Origin of the sequence: Lysinibacillus sp. GJ-1 (assembly GCF_021166035.1) — a bacterium.
GTDB classification, from domain to species: Bacteria; Bacillota; Bacilli; order Bacillales_A; family Planococcaceae; genus Lysinibacillus; species Lysinibacillus sphaericus.
Genome location: NZ_CP088912.1, coordinates 2,629,084 through 2,650,429, shown reverse-complemented (window position 1 = coordinate 2,650,429; position 21,346 = coordinate 2,629,084). Strand labels below are relative to the sequence as shown.

29 protein-coding genes are annotated in these 21,346 nt (G+C 35.7%); 28 read left to right on the top strand and 1 reads right to left on the bottom strand.

The window, feature by feature from the left end; genetic code table 11:
* Positions 1-108: 108 nt before the first annotated feature.
* Positions 109-546 carry a helix-turn-helix domain-containing protein gene (locus LO754_RS13005; RefSeq protein WP_231784545.1) on the top strand — a complete coding sequence of 146 codons (438 nt, stop codon included), beginning with the start codon at positions 109-111 and terminating at the stop codon, positions 544-546.
* 171 nt (positions 547-717) lie between these two features.
* Here the strand turns inward: LO754_RS13005 and LO754_RS13000 are convergent, their stop codons facing one another.
* Complete coding sequence (locus tag LO754_RS13000; protein ID WP_231784544.1) at positions 718-1,326, bottom strand: CYTH domain-containing protein; 609 nt, start codon at positions 1,324-1,326, stop codon at positions 718-720.
* A gap of 119 nt (positions 1,327-1,445) precedes the next feature.
* Between LO754_RS13000 and LO754_RS12995 the strand changes: the two genes are divergently transcribed.
* From LO754_RS12995 to LO754_RS12865, 27 genes are all read left to right on the top strand, one after another.
* Positions 1,446-3,026 carry an HD domain-containing protein gene (locus LO754_RS12995; protein WP_231784543.1) on the top strand — a complete coding sequence of 527 codons (1,581 nt, stop codon included), beginning with the start codon at positions 1,446-1,448 and terminating at the stop codon, positions 3,024-3,026.
* Between the two features lie 328 nt (positions 3,027-3,354).
* Positions 3,355-4,032, top strand: a complete 678-nt coding sequence (locus LO754_RS12990; RefSeq protein WP_231784542.1) for a hypothetical protein — start codon at positions 3,355-3,357, stop codon at positions 4,030-4,032.
* A 726-nt stretch (positions 4,033-4,758) separates the two neighbouring features.
* Positions 4,759-5,133, top strand: coding sequence for a hypothetical protein (locus tag LO754_RS12985; RefSeq protein ID WP_231784541.1), 375 nt, complete (start codon positions 4,759-4,761; stop codon positions 5,131-5,133).
* Positions 5,134-5,279: 146 nt separating this feature from the next.
* A complete protein-coding gene (locus tag LO754_RS12980) occupies positions 5,280-5,618 on the top strand; it encodes a hypothetical protein (RefSeq protein ID WP_231784540.1) in 339 nt (112 codons plus the stop codon).
* 44 nt (positions 5,619-5,662) lie between these two features.
* Positions 5,663-6,460 (top strand): hypothetical protein, encoded by a 798-nt coding sequence (locus tag LO754_RS12975; RefSeq protein ID WP_231784539.1) that lies wholly within the window; start codon positions 5,663-5,665, stop codon positions 6,458-6,460.
* Entirely contained in the window at positions 6,453-7,727 is a 1,275-nt protein-coding gene (locus LO754_RS12970) for a PBSX family phage terminase large subunit (RefSeq protein ID WP_231784538.1), read from the top strand. The genes LO754_RS12975 and LO754_RS12970 overlap by 8 nt, the downstream gene beginning before the upstream one ends.
* Positions 7,728-7,799: 72 nt before the next feature.
* Positions 7,800-9,182 (top strand): phage portal protein, encoded by a 1,383-nt coding sequence (locus tag LO754_RS12965; protein ID WP_231784537.1) that lies wholly within the window; start codon positions 7,800-7,802, stop codon positions 9,180-9,182.
* Positions 9,175-9,663: a hypothetical protein gene (locus tag LO754_RS12960; protein WP_231784536.1), complete on the top strand. Its 489-nt coding sequence runs from the start codon at positions 9,175-9,177 to the stop codon at positions 9,661-9,663. Before LO754_RS12965 ends, LO754_RS12960 begins: the two co-directional genes overlap by 8 nt.
* An 11-nt stretch (positions 9,664-9,674) precedes the next feature.
* Positions 9,675-10,742, top strand: a complete 1,068-nt coding sequence (locus LO754_RS12955) for a minor capsid protein (protein WP_231786324.1) — start codon at positions 9,675-9,677, stop codon at positions 10,740-10,742.
* Complete coding sequence (locus LO754_RS12950) at positions 10,739-10,939, top strand: hypothetical protein (RefSeq protein WP_231784535.1); 201 nt, start codon at positions 10,739-10,741, stop codon at positions 10,937-10,939. Before LO754_RS12955 ends, LO754_RS12950 begins: the two co-directional genes overlap by 4 nt.
* Positions 10,940-11,063: 124 nt before the next feature.
* Positions 11,064-11,660 (top strand): phage scaffolding protein, encoded by a 597-nt coding sequence (locus tag LO754_RS12945; RefSeq protein WP_231784534.1) that lies wholly within the window; start codon positions 11,064-11,066, stop codon positions 11,658-11,660.
* Between the two features lie 14 nt (positions 11,661-11,674).
* Positions 11,675-12,034: a hypothetical protein gene (locus LO754_RS12940; RefSeq protein ID WP_231784533.1), complete on the top strand. Its 360-nt coding sequence runs from the start codon at positions 11,675-11,677 to the stop codon at positions 12,032-12,034.
* Positions 12,035-12,050: 16 nt separating this feature from the next.
* The gene (locus tag LO754_RS12935) at positions 12,051-13,094 is read left to right on the top strand and encodes a major capsid protein (RefSeq protein WP_231784532.1); all 1,044 of its coding nucleotides are present in this window, start codon (positions 12,051-12,053) and stop codon (positions 13,092-13,094) included.
* Positions 13,095-13,111: 17 nt separating this feature from the next.
* Complete coding sequence (locus LO754_RS12930) at positions 13,112-13,306, top strand: DUF7210 family protein (RefSeq protein WP_231784531.1); 195 nt, start codon at positions 13,112-13,114, stop codon at positions 13,304-13,306.
* 11 nt (positions 13,307-13,317) lie between these two features.
* Positions 13,318-13,662, top strand: coding sequence for a head-tail connector protein (locus LO754_RS12925; RefSeq protein WP_231784530.1), 345 nt, complete (start codon positions 13,318-13,320; stop codon positions 13,660-13,662).
* A gap of 1 nt (position 13,663) precedes the next feature.
* The gene (locus LO754_RS12920) at positions 13,664-14,056 is read left to right on the top strand and encodes a hypothetical protein (RefSeq protein ID WP_231784529.1); all 393 of its coding nucleotides are present in this window, start codon (positions 13,664-13,666) and stop codon (positions 14,054-14,056) included.
* The gene (locus LO754_RS12915) at positions 14,056-14,454 is read left to right on the top strand and encodes an HK97 gp10 family phage protein (protein ID WP_231784528.1); all 399 of its coding nucleotides are present in this window, start codon (positions 14,056-14,058) and stop codon (positions 14,452-14,454) included. The genes LO754_RS12920 and LO754_RS12915 overlap by 1 nt, the downstream gene beginning before the upstream one ends.
* Positions 14,447-14,905, top strand: coding sequence for a phage tail terminator family protein (locus LO754_RS12910; RefSeq protein WP_231784527.1), 459 nt, complete (start codon positions 14,447-14,449; stop codon positions 14,903-14,905). Before LO754_RS12915 ends, LO754_RS12910 begins: the two co-directional genes overlap by 8 nt.
* Positions 14,853-15,056: a hypothetical protein gene (locus LO754_RS12905; RefSeq protein ID WP_231784526.1), complete on the top strand. Its 204-nt coding sequence runs from the start codon at positions 14,853-14,855 to the stop codon at positions 15,054-15,056. Before LO754_RS12910 ends, LO754_RS12905 begins: the two co-directional genes overlap by 53 nt.
* A complete protein-coding gene (locus LO754_RS12900) occupies positions 15,056-16,351 on the top strand; it encodes a phage tail sheath C-terminal domain-containing protein (RefSeq protein ID WP_231784525.1) in 1,296 nt (431 codons plus the stop codon). The genes LO754_RS12905 and LO754_RS12900 overlap by 1 nt, the downstream gene beginning before the upstream one ends.
* A 16-nt stretch (positions 16,352-16,367) precedes the next feature.
* The gene (locus tag LO754_RS12895; RefSeq protein ID WP_229386854.1) at positions 16,368-16,832 is read left to right on the top strand and encodes a phage tail tube protein; all 465 of its coding nucleotides are present in this window, start codon (positions 16,368-16,370) and stop codon (positions 16,830-16,832) included.
* A gap of 13 nt (positions 16,833-16,845) precedes the next feature.
* Entirely contained in the window at positions 16,846-17,247 is a 402-nt protein-coding gene (locus LO754_RS12890; RefSeq protein WP_229386853.1) for a phage tail assembly chaperone, read from the top strand.
* Positions 17,248-17,669: 422 nt separating this feature from the next.
* Positions 17,670-18,590, top strand: a complete 921-nt coding sequence (locus LO754_RS12885) for a hypothetical protein (RefSeq protein WP_229386852.1) — start codon at positions 17,670-17,672, stop codon at positions 18,588-18,590.
* A 381-nt stretch (positions 18,591-18,971) separates the two neighbouring features.
* The gene (locus LO754_RS12880) at positions 18,972-19,406 is read left to right on the top strand and encodes a hypothetical protein (protein ID WP_229386851.1); all 435 of its coding nucleotides are present in this window, start codon (positions 18,972-18,974) and stop codon (positions 19,404-19,406) included.
* A 75-nt stretch (positions 19,407-19,481) separates the two neighbouring features.
* The gene (locus tag LO754_RS12875) at positions 19,482-20,045 is read left to right on the top strand and encodes a hypothetical protein (RefSeq protein WP_231784524.1); all 564 of its coding nucleotides are present in this window, start codon (positions 19,482-19,484) and stop codon (positions 20,043-20,045) included.
* A 321-nt stretch (positions 20,046-20,366) separates the two neighbouring features.
* Positions 20,367-20,933 carry a hypothetical protein gene (locus tag LO754_RS12870; protein ID WP_229386849.1) on the top strand — a complete coding sequence of 189 codons (567 nt, stop codon included), beginning with the start codon at positions 20,367-20,369 and terminating at the stop codon, positions 20,931-20,933.
* A gap of 14 nt (positions 20,934-20,947) precedes the next feature.
* Positions 20,948-21,310 carry a hypothetical protein gene (locus LO754_RS12865; RefSeq protein WP_231784523.1) on the top strand — a complete coding sequence of 121 codons (363 nt, stop codon included), beginning with the start codon at positions 20,948-20,950 and terminating at the stop codon, positions 21,308-21,310.
* Positions 21,311-21,346: the final 36 nt, after the last annotated feature.

The following is a 21,346-nucleotide window of genomic DNA, read 5'->3' as shown; positions in this document are numbered from 1 at the left end:
AAATTGTACCATAAAAAAGCTGCAGCGTCGTCACACGCTACAGCTCTAATTGGATTATGCTATTTAAGCCTTCTCGAAGCATTATACCACATTAAGGGGGCTAACCTGATGGGCAAACAAGGGCAAATAAAAGTTACGAAAGAGAATTTACTGCAGTGGATTAAGAATTATCATTGGATGGTTGCGACTATTGCAGAAGCACGAAAGCCAGTAGCGAAGGTCGATGATAATAGTTTTAATGGGGCGAAAATTGCATTATATGGTATTGAGGCAACTTTACCAAGGGCAAGTGGTGGAAAGAGTGATCCTGTATTTATTGAGGTGCAACGACGTTTGTATATAAATAACAAACGCATTCAGGAATACGAGAGTAAGGTTGCTGAAGTGCAGAACCGAATTCCATTTGTAGAAGGGGAAAGAGAAGTTGAAGTCCTTCATAGATTGCTAGATGGCGATAGTATGCGAGCTATTGGTAAGCATATGCGTTTATCTAGTACGACAATTTTTAGAATAAGAAATAATATTTTGAATCAGATGATGAAGTAGCCAATGAGCTACTTCTTTTTAATAACATATGTACAACTATCGGGTAAGAATGTGGAGGAAGCGATTATTAGGATTAATTGTAGTGATCCGTATCATAAATTAGTGCTGTTTTTAGGATTAGAGGAAAAATTAAACCCACGTTACATTAGTTGACGTGAGTTTAATTTTTAATTAATTATTGTTAATACTTTCAACAAAACGTTTATATTTACTTTTATTATTAATTCTATAATTTATTTGTTTAAAGTCTAAGTATTCGATTATATTTATCACATCATTTTCTGAGTCCATACCCTCAAATTCCATTTCATAGAATACTCGTCCATCCGGATAAATAGTATAGTCCAAATCGCAAATGTAATTTTTATTAAATGATAGTTTCCTTCTTTCATTTTTTATAGAACCTAGATACTTTAGTTTGTTAGATTTTATTTTATCTTTGAGAGAAAGTGTGAAATCTTTATCGAAATAGTCAAAGATATACTCAGGATTATCTCTGTATTTATAAAAATCGTTTCTTGAAATTTCCTTTTCAAATTCTTTTGAAATAGTTATATTACTGATTAAATTATTTAATTTTGTTTTAAGGCATAAAATTAAATCTTCACCATTTTCTTCTCGAATTCTTAGTGTTATACCCAATTGGTTTAAAGAAAATTCATTAGTATCAAAATAATAATTAATTTGATTGAGTGGGTTACTGATTTCTTGGAATGAATCTAATAATTGAGAGTAGTCTTCTTTATTTAACAATAATTTCAATTCTTTTTCGTAAGACAAACCATGGTCATCTCCTCTTTTATAAATATTGATTATTTTATCACAAATATATAAACTTCTATATTATAATTAAGTTAACTTTTTATGTAATTAAAACGAAAATATGGAGGTAAAGTTAAATGTATAATTTTCAAGAGGATTTAGAATTAGTTCGTTCTATTAATGACCCTATTCACGGCACTATTAAATTAAGCAATAAAGAAATATTAATTATTGAGCATCAATTATTTAAACGATTACATAATTTAAGACAAAATTCTTTTCTATATAAGGTGTTTCCTTCTGCTAAACATACAAGATTTGAACATTCCATTGGGGTAATGCATTGCGCACACAAATTATTAGCTGCTGTTATAGAAAATGGAAATATTGCAAATCAAGGAAATGATATGGCAACTAAAGAACAGTATTTGCAAAATATTGAACTTGGAGTAGGGATAGCATTAAGTGATCACTTAGAAGAAAGTAAAATGGTGGAAATTTTCAGACATTTAAGAATTGCAGCATTATTACATGATATTGGTCATGGACCTTTATCACACTTATTTGATTCTTATGCTCCAAATATTGAGGAATTTGAACAAATATTAAACTCAGATAAATCTCTAAATGAAGATGAAAAGTATAAAAGAGAACTTATTAATATGTTAAGAGAATATCAGGATAATGAATCCAATGATGATGGTAAAGAAATAAGGATTGAGCATGAACATGTTTCATCTTATTTCACGTTTAAAATTCTAAATGATTTAAAATTTGATAAAGACGATATTCATATTATACTTACTATTTTAAAACCAGAGCTTGCATTGAATTTTATTAAAGTAAATATCTTTGGAGAGGAATATAATATTTCTAAACTATTAACAGACATAGTAGCAAGTGCACCAATTGATTGTGATAGAATGGATTATTTAAAGCGAGACAGTTATTTTACTGGGGTACCGTATGGGAACTATAGTGAGGATAGAATTTTAAAAACTGTATTAACGTATGTTCATAATGGGGAAGTAAGATTAGGGTTAAAAGTTAGTGGGCTACATGCCATCGAAGGATTTTTGCTTTCAAGATATCAGATGTTTGTCCAAGTATATGGTCATAAAACAAACGAGGCTTGCAATGCAATGTTAAATTATATTGCAAAAGGGGAAAAACTATCATTTAAAAAATGGTCAGGTAAAGAATTAAATGAAAAAGATTTTATTTCACTTTATCTAGAACTTTCAGATGATAATTTTTTGACTCATTTGAGTGAAGAATTTGAGAAAAGTGGTGAGGAAGATAAAAAACAAACTATTGTCGCTTTGCAAAATAGGGATTTGTGGAAAAGGGTTTATGAGGTAGAAGAATACGTTCCTAGCAAAACAAGTGAAACAAATGTTAGCAAAGCCATTATGAGCTGTTTTGAAAGTATGAAAAAAGAATACAATGAGATAGAAATATATCAAGGAGATCGTTTTCCATTAAAAGATGTTAAGACTGTTGGAGCAAAGCTCCTTGATAAAAAGTCGCATTCCTATTATACTGTTTGCCCCAAAAAATTACAGGAAGGTTCACAAATTATTGAATCTTTAAATCAAGGGTTACGCATCCATAGAATTTATGCTTTAGAAAAGAGTATAGTGTCTGATTGTAAAATATATGCTAGAGATGCTATACATTCAAAGATATTAGATGCAGAAAAAGCAGATTCTAATTAATATTGTTAGAAAAATGCAAATTCTAAAATATATATACCGCACTTAGATTAGTTACGGTGAACCGTATCACAAGTGATAGTAAAGCGGAAGTTTGAGCTTATATTATAATTATTATTTAAAAGTCGTTTACCTACTGCTTATAGGGGCGACTTTTTGCTTAATTATATACAAGAGTTTAGTTTATAATCATAATCTACTAAGATAATTCTTATAAAAGTAGTAAAAGGTTTTTCAATAAGTCAGAAAATATATTTGTTCTTTTAGTACAATTTTCCCTTTTATTGCACTATAAAAATACATATTATTACAAAAATACAGGTGGTATTTTATGAAGGAAAGATTTGAGAAATTATTTTTAGGTTCAACAAAAGTTATAAATTGGTTAGAAGGACCAGGTTTTTTAGGGATGAAGAAAGCTGGTAATATATTGATAGGAATGATGATTTTTATAGGAAGTTTGTTGTATTGCATAGAAGGAGTTAGTTTGGTATTAAATGAAATACTTATGGGAATATTAGCAATTACAATGTTTTCATTACTCTTTGTATTAAGTCTGAGAAACTTTTGGTTAAAGCCACCAAAATTTATTCGTAAAGATGCCTTAAATCCAGCACAGTTATTCGATAGTTTTAGTCATTGGTCTTTTTTATATGGAATAATGGTTTACTCATTATTTGCTTCTTTTTTTATTGAAGGAGTTTATATAGCTTTGGTAAAATTAATTCTTCAAATTAATTTTGATTTCAGTAAGTCATTTTATAACTTATTCTTCTTAACAACCGCTGTATTTTTAGTTTTTTATTTTATGTATCATGTTTCTGTAAAGAATGTTTCTACAAAAGTAATTAAAGCTAGAATAAGATTGTATTTAGCAATTATAACTACTATTACGGCGGGTTTATTAGGATTGTCATTAAAGGAGATTTTATTACCGTTAATAACTTATCTTGGAATTGGACTGGCGTGGTTATCTTTTTTTGTTGAGAAGATAGAAAGTGAAGTCTGACATTTAAGTAGACGGTACTGCTAGAGAGCTTTAATCGGGCTCGATTGTGGAACAGGTGTAATAAAAAGAACAAATGTATGATAGTTTGTGTTTATAAATATATATTGTAAACTCGGAGGTAGGTTCGGTGGGGTAAAGGTTTCTTCCTTTGGTATCTATAAAAAACAAATTATTGGTGAGAGACTGAACGACGACCGACCTGCGCTTGTCAGATTTGTTCGGAGCGCGACATACATGGACGGCCCATATTTTTTAATAGATTAGGTATCTTAATTAATACAAAGGCCTAAAAATCGGAATAAGGTGTGGTTTTTAAGTGAACTTCGTCCACTTTCCATTTTATTCAGTCAAACGTTACTAAACGTGCACGGAAATGCACGAACACAATTTGATTACAATAATTAACGTGGAGAAGAATCTCTACCACGGTTACTAGAAGTGAGCTAACTCGACAGTATTACCACAATAGAATAATAGACGAATGCAGGCTTTCATCCAGCGCAGGGATAGGGGCTTTTATTATGCTTTGAAAACTGCATCAAACAGCCATAAAAAAAATAACAGACAAGTTTATGGGCGAGTAAGTATCTTAGGAACATTAGATAACGAAAAGTGCTGGCATGTACTAGTAATCGATAGGGCGGAGTTTGGTGTGGTTTTTAGAGCAAAAAGTTATTACATATACTTCATCTTCTAGTTTATGATTGAAATAAAGGAGATGATAATATGAATACTAATGACGAAAAATTTAACACAAGAAACGAACTTTATAAATTGTTTGCTCAAAAGATAGAAAAAATTTTTAATGTAGATGATTTTGTAAAAGAATATAATGAAAATCAAATAATCCCAATAAACTACTTTGAAAATCATTCTGAGTTGCATGTGGATTTTGGGGAAAGTGTTGTTGTGATTTTTAACTTTTGGGAAAAAGATTCGAAGTCCCTTGATATAATATATGAAAATGGTCAATGGATTCTTGAACCTAACGAATACTGGAAAGAATATGACAAGGCAATTGAGGTTGATGGGCAATTTATTGAAGAAATATTAGAGAAATTTAAATTAAAAGCAAATGAATCTTTAGAAAGTCGCACTTAATAGGTACGGCTTTTTCTTTTGCCCTGAAAAGTGAGCATCGGTGTTCTACCCCTTACCACTAAGTAACGGTGCTTGCTTTTGAGGTCAAAAAGTTATTGAGGTTTTGTACATGCCTTTTGTTCTATGATGGAGTGGGAGGTGTGTATATGTATACTGAAGAAGAATTTGTAAAAGCAAGAGATGAACTTTACAAAAAGTTTGTTGATAAGATTAATAAGGATTTTACCATCGAATATAGACGTTTTTTTGAGACATCTATAAGATTAATTAAAAATAATAGAGAGTTTTATGTGGTGTTTGGAGATAAAAGTGTTGATATTATTTTTATGGAAAAAGATAAGAGAGTAATTATCTTAGAATTCGAAGGCGGAAATTGGTTATTTAGAAACGATAGTAATGGTAATAAGTCAGTTTTTGACGATGAAAAACTTGATAGAGTCCTTAGTCGTTTTAATTTATATAGTGATATTGGTCGTACCGAATAGGTGCGGCTTTTCTTTTGCAATGTTGGAGGTGGTGTTTATGAGATATGGCTAATTGGGATGAAATACAGAAAGAGTGGGAAACAACAAAGATTACACTAGCTGATCTTGCTGAAAAGCATGGGATAAAGCTTGGTACATTAAAAAGCCGAAAGAGCCGTGAGAAATGGTCAAGGGATGCAACTAAAAAGGATACAACCAAAAGAGTAAAGGTTGCAACTAAATCTGATAACGATGAAGTGATACAGGATGCACCGCCTCAGAAGGATGGGCGACTGAAGAAAAGAAGTGGTAATCCAAACCCGCCGAATCAGTTCACCAAACGGAACAGGGCTGCTATGATTCATGGCTTGCGTAGTAAGTTCCTTTACGATGAGCAAATCGAAATCATGGAGGCATTGCAGGACTTAGATGTGGTTGATCAGCTATGGTTGCAGATTGAATTAAGCTTCTCTGCTATCATTCGTGCTCAAAAGATAATGTGGGTTGAAGACCCATTTGACCACCTAAAAGAAGTTAGCAGCGAAATGAGTGGCGAAAGCATTGATAAGGTCGATTACAAGGTTATCTACGCTCATGAACGTTATGAGTCTTACATAAAAGCTCAAACGAGGGCATTCGCTGAACACCGTAACTTGGTTAAGCAGTTTATGGACCTTACAACTGAGGACGATGAGCGTAGGCTTAAACTTGAGCAGATGCAGTTGAACATGGAGAAAACCAAAACTGACATTGAACTATCGAAAATCGCTATCCGCAAGGAAAATGGTGATGATGAAGATGAGTTCGAGGATGATGGCTTCTTAGAGGCGTTAGAAGGCAAGGAAGTGAATTGGGATGAGTAAGCGAAAGAAACCTGCTTTATTCTCGTTCAAGCCTTTTAGTCAGAAACAACTTAAAGTACTCAAATGGTGGCAATCCAATTCCCCTCACAAGGACAAGGATGGTCTTATTTGCGATGGTTCTGTTCGTGCTGGTAAAACGGTTGTAATGTCACTATCGTTCGTTATGTGGGCAATGGAGACGTTTGAGGACGAGAACCTTGGCATGGCTGGTAAAACAATCGGCTCCTTTAGACGTAACGTATTCAAACCGTTAAAACGGATGCTGATGTCCAGAGGCTACAAAGTAAAAGAATATCGTTCCGAAAACATGTTCACTGTCACTAGAAATGGCAAGGTGAACTATTTTTATATCTTCGGAGGGAAAGATGAGGCTTCACAAGACCTTATTCAAGGTATTACGTTAGCGGGTATGCTTTTTGATGAAGTAGCGCTTATGCCTCAATCATTCGTCAACCAAGCAACAGCGCGATGTTCTGTGGATAGTGCAAAGTTTTGGTTTAACTGTAACCCTGCTGGTCCTTATCATTGGTTCAAGTTAGAGTACTTAGATCAACTAGAAAATCAGAACATGTTGCATCTGCACTTTACAATGGATGATAACCTGTCGTTGTCACAACGTATCAAAGACCGATACAAACGCATGTATAATGGTGTATTTTATCAACGATTTATTTTAGGGTTATGGGTACTTGCTGAAGGTATTATTTACGATATGTTTGATGCAGTGCTGCATGTTGTAAAAACAGAGCCTCGTCATTATACAAAATATTATGTCAGTGTCGACTATGGCACACAGAACCCTACAACGTTTGGTTTGTGGGGTTTTTATAATGGTGTTTGGTACAAGGTCAAAGAATATCATTACGATGGTCGAAAGAGCAGTAAACAAAAAACAGGTCCAGAGTATTATGAGGATTTAAAACAGTTTATAGAAGGTCTTGAGAACCTTCATGGAGTTATTGTTGACCCGTCTGCCTCTTCATTTATCGCATTATTAAAAAAGGATGGTGTAAGAGTGGTAAAGGCGAAAAATGATGTTTTGGAAGGGATACGGAATGTTGGAAATGCACTTACTAACGGATTGATTTTATATAATGACTGTTGCAAAGAGACATTCCGTGAATTTAGCTCTTATATTTGGGATGCGAAGGCAGCGGATCGAGGCGAGGACAAGCCAGTTAAACAAAATGACCATCAAATGGACAGTGACCGATATTTTGTAAACACGGTGATCTTTAAAAAAGGTGGCTTATCTGTTCTTAAGTGAGGTGATGGCATGCTAATTGAAGACCTATTTCGACCCCGTTGGCATGAGCAAATGGAAGAGGTGATAAAAAACATGATTGCTAGTGTGATCAAGAATGAACAGGTCATACTCAATGAAATAAAGGATTGGGAAAAGTCAGAAAAACGCAAGTTAATGATTATTGGGGCTAAGTATTATAAAGGAAAAATGGACATCGAAGAAAAGAAACGTGATGTTGAGTGGAAGTCTAATTTAAAGCTGGTGCATGGCTATGTGAAGAAACTTGTAGACCAAAAGGTTGGATACACGCTTTCCAAACAGCCATCAGTAACGAGTGAAAATAATAGCTACCAAAAAAAGCTTAACGATATTTTTGATGCAGGTATGATTAACCGTTTGCGAAAAATAGGTAAAGAGTCCATCAACAAAGGTGTTGCGTACCTACATCCGTATTTTAACGAAGATGGTCATCTGACTTTTATGCGTTTCCCGTCAGAGCAAGTGATTCCTTTCTATGCGGATTCTGAAAATATGAAAATCGAGTCGTTTTTAAGAGTGTTTGAAGTGGATCATTACGAAGGTACAACGAAAAAAACGTTGAAGAAGGTTGTTCATTATCACAGTCAAGGTATTGACCATTTTGTTTTAGAAAGTGCAACACTCGTTCCTGATATTCCTGCAGGAGGAAAGCAAGGATATCACTTCTTATTTGGCAAACAGCCAGTATTGTGGGAGAAGATACCCCTTATTCACTTCCGATATAACGAAGAAGAACAACCGTTGATTGAACAAATTAAGTCATTAGTTGACAACTACAATACACAAGCATCGACGAATGCAGATGTACTTGCGGATATACCCAATTTCATCTATAAGCTGATTAACTATGGAGGAGTGGATTTAAAAGGATTTCTCCATGATCTCAATGTGTATCGGGCAGTCAAAATTGACGAGAATGGGGACGTTGATAAACTCACTGCTGATATTCAAACAGAGGCTACTGAAAAAGAGCTAGAACGTACTCGTAAGGCGATATATGAGCTTGGTAGAGGTGTCGATACGCTAAATGAGAATTTAGGGAATGCATCAGGTGTAGCACTCAAATTTCGTTACAGTGATTTAGACATCGATTGCAATATCCTAGAAAGTGAAATGCAGTCCAGCATCGAGCATATGCTATGGTTTATCACTCGTTATTTAAAGATGATCGGTGAAGGGGATTTCACGAATGAAAAGGTAAAGTTTGTGTTTAATCGTGACATCATCACCAATGAGGTGGAAGCTGTTGAAATGTGCGAGAAGTCAGTGGGAATTATTGATGACCAAACAAATCGTGAAAATCATCCTTGGTATACGCCAGAAGTTGAACAAAGACTTAAAAAGCAAAAGGAGGAAGAGCAAAAGGAGATAGACGAGTACCAAGAGTCCTTCGAGAAGCAACGGCAGTCTCAAATGGAAGTGAAGGACAATGAGTAAGTATTGGGAAAGTCGTGCCGCACAACGTGAACTAGAATCACAGTTGATTGCTAGTAAGTACTTAGCTCGGATGGAAGAGCAGCTTCGAATGGCGCAAGCAAATATCATACAGCAAATTGAGGCGTTCTATGCGCGATATGCAATAGATTATAAGGTTTCGTATGCAGAAGCAAAGCAGTATTTAACGGCAAAAGAGTTAAAAGATTTTCGCCATATCACCTTACAACAGTATAAAGCTCTTTCATTAGCTGGAAATCCTGAATACGACCGTATTTTAAATGCTATTGGGTATCGTGCTCGTATTTCACGCTTAGAAATGTTGCACTTACAGATTCAAATGCAAATGCTAGAGCTATATGGTAGTACAAACGGTTTACAAGCTTATACGTACACAGGTTTATCAGAAGTATATGAAAACGCTTATTACAAGACACTTTTTGATATTGCTTTACTGCTGTTTACCAACCTGTCACAAAGCTGACAGACGATGTGATGAAAGAGGTACTCACATATAACTGGTCGGGTAAAGAGTTTTCGAAGCGTATTTGGGGTCATAAAGCAAAAACAATGGCTGGGATAAAAAAAGAGTTGGAAAGATCATTTAAGCAAGGTCGTTCATTGATTAAAACATCAAGGGCAATCAGTGAAGCAACTAACGTGGCGTTAAGTAGAGCTCAAGCACTTGTAAGGACAGAAGCAAACTTTTTTCATGGCTTAGCAGCGAATAACGCTTATCGTGAAACTAACCTTGAGCGTTATCAAATACTAGCAACCCTTGATAACCGTACATCAGAAATCTGCAAAGCACAGGATTTAAAGATTTATTTAACGAAAGATTATAAACCGGGTACCAATGCACCTCCATTTCATACAAGATGTCGAACGACTACCATTCCGTATTTTGATGAGTCGGAGTATATGGAAGGTGAAAAAAGGATAGCACGAGATCCGATTACTAGTACAAACGCCAAAGTGTCAGCCAAAATATCCTATCAAAAGTGGTATCAGGATTATGTCATCTATAAACACGGACAAGACACCATAGATTTGTTTAATAAAAAACAACAAAATCTAGCGCAAGACAAAATACAATATAGAGAGTTTCAAAATATACTAGGAAAGCATGCTCCTTCGTTAGATGATTTCCAAACGATAAAGTATAATGGAGAAGAGGAATGGTATTTACTAAAAGGTTATCGACATGCTGTTGAAAAAAAGGATATTCATATCTTTGTTGATTTTAAAACATATAAAAATACAGCCAATGAAGTGAAGGAAAGGATTGTAGGGATTACAACGGCAGATGGGGTCAAAATATCCGGTTATAAGTCCCACTTTGTAGATCGGATAATTGGGCAAATAGAAGCGGGTACAACAGGAAAAGGTAAACGTTCAGGTGTTAAGATTGAAGATGCATTACAAGCTTTAATTAACCCCATGCAAATAAAGGAAAAGAAAAACTCTAGGCAGTATATCAATGATAAATGTATAGTAACTATTAATCAAACTACGGGTAATTTAATTCAAACAACACCTAAAACAAAGGAGGTCAGTACATGATTAAAATGACACAAAAAGATGAAGAGTTTTTAGCGAAACATCTCTCAAATTTTCAAGAACTAAAGAATGGACCTATTAATGATTTATTATTAGAGATACACGATTTAACATTAGAGGGTTTAGATGAAAACGACGATCCAACAGATTTCTATTATGAAGCTCAAAAAGTATACGACTCTATCTATTTAATGAATTAGCACTTAACCTATAAGATTATGGTTAAGTGCTTTTATTATGACTTTATATCACTTTTAACGAGCTTTATTGCTAAAGAATAGGTTGTGTTATTGCATATAAAAAATGGAATAGGAGGAGCGTTAAATGGATAAGGAAGCATTAATTGCTTTAGGTTTAACGGATGAACAAGCAGATAAAGTCATTTCTGGTTACGGTAAAATGGTACCGAAAAGCCTCTTTGAAAATAAAGTTCAGGAGGTGAAGGATTTGCAAAAAGAAATCGCTAATCGCGATATCCAACTTGAGGAGTTGAAAAAAATTGATACTGCGGGTTTACAAAACAAAATAACCGAGCTACAGCGACAAAATAAAACCGATAAAGCAGAGTATGAAGCGAAGATTAAGGACACTCAACTGAAAAGCGCTTTGAAATTAGCACTTGCTGGCAAGGTACATGATGCGGATCTCGTCGCTAGTCTTATCGATAAAGCGACAATTGAATTGGATGAAGAGGGTAATGTCAAAAAAGGACTTGATGAGCAACTGAAAATGTTGCAGGAATCAAAGTCCTTTTTATTTGTGCCAGAATCTCAAACATTGCCGAAAGGTACAAAGCCTGCTGAAAGTAAAAAAAGTGATAAAGATGAAGGTTCAAATGAAAATTACGGAAAGCGGATTGCAGAAGAAGTGTTAGGCAATACACAATACTTAGCTGATGCGCGAAAGTCTTACTTTCAATAAGGAGATGACATGGAATGAGTAAATTCATTGAAACAACTTTTACAAACAAAAAAGAGATATTGAAATTTCCGGATCATTATGTGAACGTAGCGATTACTGTTTCAGACAAGGGCGTTAACCCAAATGCAGAGGGCAAAAAGATTGTACCTGCTGGAACGATTTTAGGTGGTGGCTTCCTTACAGATGAAACGGTAAAAGCGGTCAAAACAAATGGTGCTGGCGCTGAGGGGGTTCTTTTCAATGATACGGACGTTACTTATGGTCCTGCGTCAGGTGCAGCATTAATCCATGGATTTATTGCACTGAATAAACTTCCTGAACAGCCAACGACAGAAGCTATTAGGGCATTAAAACAAATTACATTTTTGAAATAAGAAAGGAAGATATTACATGCCAACAATTTTTGATTTAGTAAACGCCAAAAATATCGCGACTTACTATCAGAACAACCCATCAAATCGTATTCCTTATTTAGGGGCGACCCTTTTTCCGCCAAAGAAACAACTAGGTTTAGATTTAAACTGGATAAAAGGCTCAAATGGATTGCCAGTCGCATTAATGCCATCTGAATTCGATGCAAAAGCAACAATTCGTGATCGTATCGGCTTTAGCAAAATTCAAACAGAAATGCCTTTCTTCCGTGAAGCAATGCGAATTGGGGAAAAAGATCGCCAAGAATTAAATAAATTACAGTCTTCCAATTTAGATGCTATGACACAGACCATTATCGCCAATATTTATGATGATGCCACTAATCTTGTGAATGGTGCGAATGTTCAACCAGAACGAATGATTATGCAATTACTTTCTACTGGCAAAATTCGTATTACAGCTAACCGTCAAAATTACGACTATGACTACAAAATGAAAGATGAGCACAAAGAATCGTTAGCAGGTGATGCGCAGTGGGGGAAAGTAGATGCTACACCGATTCTAGATATTATGAAATGGCAGGATACGGTGGAAGAGAATACGGGTACTCGTCCAAAAAACGCGATAATGACACGTAAAACATTTGGCTATTTGCTCAATCATCCAAGTATTCGTTTAGATATGAATCCATTGGGCGGGGACTTGATTATCATGACGGATGCCATGTTAAAGCAGTATTTACAAAATAAATTTGGACTTTCTGTAGCGGTGTATAACAAAAAATATCGCGCTGAAGACGGCTCCTTGCATAATTTTTATCCAGATGACTACTTTACATTGATTCCAGATGGCAATCTCGGTAGTACGTATTACGGTACGACACCAGAAGAATCAGATTTGTTAACTGGACAATCTACTGCTGATGTATCGATTGTGAATACGGGTGTAGCCATTACGACGATTAAAGAACCGCATCCTGTAAATGTTGAAACCATTGTTTCTGAAATTGTGCTACCAAGCTTTGAAACAATCGATAATATTTTTATCGCAAAAGTAAACTAATGGCAGGTGATGGCTAGATGAAAACAATAGTGAAAGTAAAAGATGATAGTTTCCCTGTTCGTTATGACAGTAAAAGGTATAAAGCCGGTGAAGAATTAGAAGTGCTTTCAGAACATGCAGACCATCCAGATTTTGAAGTGTTAGTAGTGATGGAGCCACCTAAAAGACGCAATACAAAAGCTACAGCGACCAAAGAGGCAGAGCCCAATTAGGAGGGTATAATTTGGATGTATTCGATATCGTTATCAATAAAATGGAGCCAGATGTATTTACGGAAGAGGTACTACTGTTAAAAATAGAGGAGGTAGCACAAGCCATTAAAACGTATTGCAATCGAAATGATATTCCAGATGATTTAATATTTGTCCATGCGAACATGACGCTAGATTTAATTCATCAGGAAATCAAATCGATGAATCCTTCTGATTTTTCCGTTGCAAAGTCTGTTAAAGAGGGTGATGTTGCAGTTGAATTTACTACCAATACGACGACAAGTGAGCAAGCAACTGCAAGAGTACTCATGAACTATACCTCCCAGTTAAATCGTTTCCGAAAATTGAGGTGGTAGGATGACTATTCGAAGGTTATTGACGACGGCCACAAAGTCTGTTGAGCGATTATATGATCGCGTAGCAACAATCAAACGTTATGAGGAGTATGAAAAGCCAAATGGCGCTACAAGTCAACAATGGATTACGAAATATGCGAATATCCCTTGTCGTTTATCTACAGTAGGCATGCAGACGCTAAATAACGTGGTCCAAGGTGAAGCCAATCAAATTGTTTATGATGCGAAGCTAATCCTTTCTCCAACGGTGGATATTCTAGCTGGTGATGAAATAACGGTACAACTATTTGAAGATGGTGAATTGATGCTAACCGATGAATTTACTTCTGCTAAAGAGTCATTCTTGTATGTTACACATCAAGAAGTGTTGCTGAAAAAGAAGGGCTATGCTTAATGGCTTTTGAGTTTGAAGAAGTAATACAGTTAGCTGAAAAATTGAAAGAGCTCACCATTGCTTCTGGGAGAATTCATAAGAAAGTCGCGGAACGCATCGCTCAATTGGCGATTCGTAAAGTGAAAATGCTCACACCTGTAGATACCGGAGATTTGCGGAATAACTGGAAGTATCACATTGTTAAAGAAGGCGATACGTATAAAATTGTTCTATATAATCAGGTAGAATATGCGCTGTTTGTAGAGAAAGGTCATCGTATTGTAATTGCTGGACGTACAGTAGGTTATGTCGATGGGCAATTTATGCTGGAACTTACAGAACAAGAGATGGAACAGATTGCACCACGGATGTGGGAACGAGAAATTGAAAAAGAGTGGAGGCGTATTTTAGGTGAATAGTGTAACAGAAGGCATCAAGACACTTGCAATCATGCAAATACGTTCTTTGTATCCATCCATGCATGTATATGATAAACCAGTTAAGCAGGGCTTAAAAGTACCTGCTTTTTTAGTACGCATTTTTCATGTTCATCAGGAACGTGGGTTGAAGTACCAAGCAAATCGCACGTATTCATTTAGTATGGTTTATTTCCCTTCTACTGACGATGTAGATGAAGAATGCCTTGATGTATTAGAAAGCGTTCAAAACAATTTTAAATACCTTGCTGATCGGTTTCATGTACATGAAATAAGCGGTGAGATCGTTGACGAAACGTTAGTAGTTAATTTCCAAGTGAAGGCTAGACTACACGATATTTTAGATGAAGTGAAAATGAGAACATTGGAGGGCGTTGGATTTGACACAAGTGGCGACAAACAAACAGAACACTGTGAAGCAGCCAGGGAATAAAAAATTCTCGAAGGCTGCTTTTTTAGATAGCGCTCAATCTACAAAAGAGCGCTTGGAATATGAGGTTGTGCTACAAGATGGAGCAACCTATACAAAAAATGAAGCTGACAAGTTAGTAGCAGAATGGAAGAAGAAAGGAGTGAATGCCTAATGGGTGGTATTTGGGAAACGCAAAATAAAGTACGTCCTGATGCGTATATCAATTTTGAATCAAACAGTTTAAATACAATGGGCCTTGATTCTAATGGCGCTCTAGTTGTTCCTGTAACACTTGACTGGGGTGATGTTGGGAAGTTTATAAAACTCTCTCCCAATACAAAGTTTAGAGCACTTTTTGGCAAGTCACTTGGTGATATACTCCCGATTCGAGAAGCCTTTAAAGCTACGAGCAATGTCTATCTCTATAACTTAAATGGAGAAGGACAGAAGGCGCAAGCAACAGCGCATGGTTTAACGGCCATTGCAAAATACGGAGGTACTGAGGGCAATAAGATTCAAGTTACGACTACGGAAGGGTTAGATCAATATACAACCGTCAAAACGTATGTTGATGCTGTTCAAGTAGACGCGCAACATGTCGCTTTTTTTGATGAGTTAAAGCCTAATGATTACGTCATGTTTAACGGATCATTGCCATCCAGTGATGCAATTTTGACGCTTACTGGAGGCACTACAGTCGCTGCAACCAATGATTCAATTTCTGAATTCGCATCCGCATTAGATAACTTGAATTTTAAGGTTGTGGCTTATGGTACAGATGAAACTACCACAAAGGCGTTGCTTGCTTTAAAGATGAAAGAGCTACGACAACAAGCCGGTAAGCGTGTCACGTTCGTAACGAATAATTACAATGCTTCAGACCATGAAAGTACGGTATCGATTAAAAATGGGGTCCTGCTTGCAGGTGGTGAATTCTTACAGGCAAAAGATTCCTTGTATTGGTTTGGTGCCGCATTTGCAGCGTCTACAGTAAATTCATTGACGTTTGAAAAATATCCTGGTGCGATTGAAGCGGAAACGATGACAAATGATGAAATCATTCAGGCTTTAAAAGATGGCCATATTGTCTATACGCTACATGAGGATGAAGTCGTAGTGGAGCAAGATATTAATACATTTCGTTCATTTACACCGACGAAGAACCAAGATTTCCGAAAAGGAAAAATTGATCGAGGGATGTCCATTATTGAAAACAACACACGACATATTTTTAGAAAATATTTCATCGGGAAAGTAATCAATAATGCGGATGGTCGAGATTTGTTTAAAAAACAATTAATGAAAACGGTACTTGATCCATATGTGCGTTTAGGTGTTATTGAACCTTATCTACCTGCAGATATTGTGATTGAACAAGGAGAAGAAAAAGATGCCGTATTCGCAATACTAGGAGTTAAATTTATCGATGCCATGGAGAAATTATATATGCGAATTGAGTGCAAATAGGAAAGGGGCATAGCGTATGGTAAACGTCATGCAAACAAAAGACGCCATCTCCTCGCGTGAGGGCATGGTGTTTATTAATATCGAAGGACGTACATTCGAAATTGCGGAAATTTTAAAGTTTAAAGCAGAAGTTGAATACAACAAAGTCGAAGTAAAACGTCTTAATGCTCGAATGGAAGGCTCTAAAATTGTGGGGGCTAAAGGTGTTGGTGAAATGACGATGTACTACCATCGTCCAGAAGTACGTGCAATGGCAGTGGAGTATCTACGTTCAGGTAAATCGCCGATGTTTGATGCAACGATTGTCAATGCAGACATAACAAGTGCAGCAGGTAAACAAACTGTTGATGTTCGAAATATTGTTCCAGATAAAACACTGTTAGCAATGATTGATGCCGATAGTGCAGACACATTAAAAGACGAGTTTCCATTCACCTTTGACGATTTTGAAATCTTAAACCAATTCAATGTGATTCAATAAGGAGGATCAGTAAATGAGTAATTTTAAAGCATTCATGAAAGAAAATGTAAGACAAGCCGAGCCTGTAGAATTAAAGTTAGAACGTTTTGCAGAACCTATTCAACTACGTCCGTTAACATCTGCAGAGTCGGATGCTATTAATGATCGATGCTTTAAAAATAAACCTGGTAAAAAAGGGCGTCAAGAACGTGTATTTGATCCAGTAGCCTATAACCGAGGCATTAGCGTGGCTTCAATTGTTTATCCGGACTTAAACGATACAGCGCTTCAAACATCTTACGGTGTCCGTGGTGCTGAACAATTGTTTGGCGCAATGTTCTGGGTAGGTGAAGCCTCTCAAATCTCTGATAAGGTATCGGAAATTAGCGGTATTGATAAGGCGCTAGAAGATGAGGTAGAAGAAGTAAAAAACTAATACAGGGCAGTGACGATGAGCGCGACGGATTAGCCTTCTATGCACACGTTGCGCTACATCGTTTTAATATACTGCCCACCGCATTTTTAAGTATGAATCGCAAGGAACGCGCATTTATTATTGCTAGTTTGGATATTGAGTTGGAAAAAGAAGCAGAGGCTGTGAAGTCGCGGAAATTTACTTAAACTAGTGGCGCAGGTTAGTTAAATCGTTTTGTTTAAACGTTATTCAACAATCGGGCCATATTGTGGAGTAACAATCTATTAAGAAATGTTACTTAACGACGATTTCGGTGCATTTTAAAAAGTGGTAAAATTTTCTTGATAGAGTTAATTAATGGTTTAATGAAAAAGAAATAAAATCATTATTACTTAAATTCTTTTTGCGTATGCAAACTATCGAGGAAAGGTTGCTGAAAGAAAATGAAATCAATACTCAAAATACTTATGAATCCAATAGCTAATCTGAACGAAGAGTTGAAACAAATGATGCCTCTTTCGATTGCACTTGGACATGAAAACGATGTATTTGTCCTACTGAAGGAAGAGCCAATTCCACTAATCGATGGTTGTTTCCCTGCAACCGTTACGGAACAAAGCTATAGATATCAAGTCATTCATCTAAAAGATGGACAAAAGAAAGTACTAGATTTGCCGAAAGAGACATGGAATTATCATTACATACAGCCGATTGATGACGGACAATTTCTGCTTGTATGCGCACGGTCGTATTACCATGATGCGCAAAACATTGAAGAAAACGCACGTGTCTATGATGAAAATGGGCGTTTCATCCGATCATTTTGTTTAGGGGATGGTATTGGGCATGTGTACGTAACAAAGAATCAAGAGATTTGGACAGGGTACTTTGATGAAGGCGTTTTCGGCAATTACGGCTGGAAGGATCCGGTTGGCCGCAGCGGGCTAGTTGGCTGGGACGTCTCGGGTGCTAAATTAGATTCGCTTGAAGAAGATAAGGAATATTTTATTTTTGAGTGTTTGGCGTTGAATGGTGTAGCAGATGGAGGAATTTGGTTTTTCTTTAGCCTAGATTCGAAGATTGGCGTAAGGAAAGAGGGTCTCACATCGTATTATTCACCCGAAGATATTTATTTTCAGGCGTTTGCGGTGAACGGGGAGACGATCGTTGCATACCGAGGCAGAGGAGATACACTCTTAGAGTTACATCGTGAAGGTAATGAATATAAGACTGTCCGTAAAATCGAGCTGATGAGGCCGGATGGTAAGCCTTTCGAACCGCAATTAGTGAATAACCGTGAGAGTAAGTTGCTGTTTTTGGACGGGGATGAGCTGTATATGTATGAAGTGAAATCCGGTGTGTGACGGTTTAGGTGATAAGGAATATAGATTTAGTATGGCTCAGTAAAAGAGACGATTTATTGCTTAAAAACAGCAGTGCAACTATCTTGGCTCTTCGCATTTGTGAGCTACTATTGAATAAGCACTTCTGTCTAAGTTCATTAAAACGTTATAAAGTATACAAAATCATTCAAATTAACTTTCCCAAATAAAAGTTTTGGACACAGAAGACCAAACTACAACAATCGGGCGCGATTCTGTAATAAGGATTAGCGCTCGGTTTCATTATAGGGCCAGATTGCGGAATATCAATTTTTTAAGATATGCTATCAAACGACGGTTTGGGAAGTTTATGTAATATAATTAAAATAGCATAGCGGGTTTTCAGAAGGAGGCGAGGTAAATATGGAACAATTTATTCTAAATGGACAAATTGTTAATGTAGATGTTCAAAAAACAAAAGAATTGTATAAAGAGCTTCCTTTAGTTTCTGACAAAGAACATTGTGGCTGTTCCGATTGTACTTACTATGCGAAGGCAATTGTTCATACATCTCCAGCAATTCAACAGTTTTTTGAACAATTTGGCGTCGATCCAAGGAAAGAAGCTGAAGTATGGAGAGCTAGTGAAAATGACGATGGTACATATTGTTATGTAGCAGATTATCATTTTATTGGCGAAATTCCCTATGATAAAGAATTAGATTGGATTGACATAGAGGATGCGTCATTCGGTTTGACAAATCGAACTGGAAATTTGCCTTCACCAATGATTCCAGAAACCTTCACCCCACCTATAATCGAGATGATTCTGAAAATTAATTTACGTTCTGATATCTAGTTATTTAGAGAGCAACAGACTTATACAGCTTTATGAAAAATTCCTATAAATTAGAATTTGGAGAGGAGTGTAACAATGACAAAAATAAAGGAACTTCAAAAAACAACTGGTGGAACAATAGCGATTGATTGGAACTTAGTTGAAGAAAACATTGGCTTTAAATTACATGATAATTTAAAAGACTTTTATTCACGAATATTAGGAAGCAAAAATAAGTCAGGCTACATTTCAGGAATAATAAAATTCAATCCTGCTGAATTTGTAAAGCGATATGTCAACAAAGACAATTGGCTAAACGATGCAAATGGCAATAGTACTTGTGCAGAATTTACGCTTTGTCTGTTAAAGCAAACAGATGACAACAAATATATATCAGACTTTATTCAAGAGGCATTTTTTGGCGAATGGACAGGCGGAAATGATTTCGGGCATAGAGCATATATCGGTGAAATTCTTATCAACATAGGTCAAGTATCACTTCTTTTGAATAATGATACAGGAGTATTTGAATGGGTAGATTTTGGATATGGGTATTTTGATAAATATTCTGATAATCCATATGGAATTGTGGCTGATAATACACAAGAATTTCTTAACAAAATCAAACCAGCAAAGTTTGATAACTTCCAGTTTAACTAATAAATGAATATAAAGAAACCTCACTTATGATACAGAGAACCTTATCATAAGTGAAATTTTATTAATTCGTTATACAAACGTGTGGTGAGTGAAATATATAGTACTTGGTTGTCAAAAGTTAATGACAATAATGTTTTATGAACTTCATAGACGTAAATCGGAATAGAGTTTTCCGTAACTTAAAATTAAGTCAAACACTCTCATTTGAGGGTGTTTTTCTATTTGAAAATTCAATTTTTTTCGCTGCGAATATTGTCGAATCTCCTCTGATTATTTATATTTATATTGAGATGAATTTTTTATAAAGGGAGGAATTTTTTTATGAAAAAGGCATTTAAGTTTGGATGTTTAGGAGTCTTAATAGGACTTGTGGTAATGTTGTTCTTAATTTTAGTGATAGGGGGAATTTTGAGTGATGAAGATTCTCCAACACAAAAAAGTACAGAGGAAACAAGTGTTATTATCGATGCTACTCAATTTAGCAGAATAAATAGTGCGCAATTAATTGAAATTATGGGACAACCGGAAATAATTGAGGATTATGAGTGGTTAGTACCTAAAACTAACAAAAATATTGTAGGGAAACTCTATATTTATGAAAAAAATAAATTTGAGTTTGTGTTATTTGATGATACTGTTTCAAGACTTAACGTTTATTCTGGTCAATTCTGGGGGTATGATGACTCTACGATGGAATTTGAAAAGAATGATGATATTTTTCATTTATTTGGGATAGAACCTAGTAAGCAATTAAAGAAAGTCGCAGATACAGATTATGCTCTAAGATATAAAGATGTTTCAGAAAAAATTGATGATATGTGGATTCAAGATATAAAAGATAAAACTTTCGGAATCGCAAAATTTACATATGACTCTACATACTACTAAAAGGAGTGAGTGCATTGGCTCGGAATAAAGTACTTGCAGGGGACTATGAAGGAAAGAACATAATGATTGGTCAACAAGGTATCTTTAGCAAGGAGGAAGTTTTTTTATTCACAGGTTTTACTAAAAAGTTTCCTTTAAATAAAGAAACAGTAGAATCTTACGAGTTAATAACTAAAGAGCATAGAAAAAGTGCAGTTAGTGGTGTTGCTCGTGGATTAGTCGGTGGTGTGTTACTAGGTCCAGTTGGGTTATTGGCGGGCTTATCTGCCAAAAATAAAGGAACTCACATCTTAGCAATCGAATTCAAGGATGGAAAGAAAAGTTTAATTGAAGTCAACGAGAAAATTTATAATCTTTTCTTGCAAAAGATGTTTTAAGCACTCCTCGTGAGTGCTTTTTTCTTTGTATAAAAT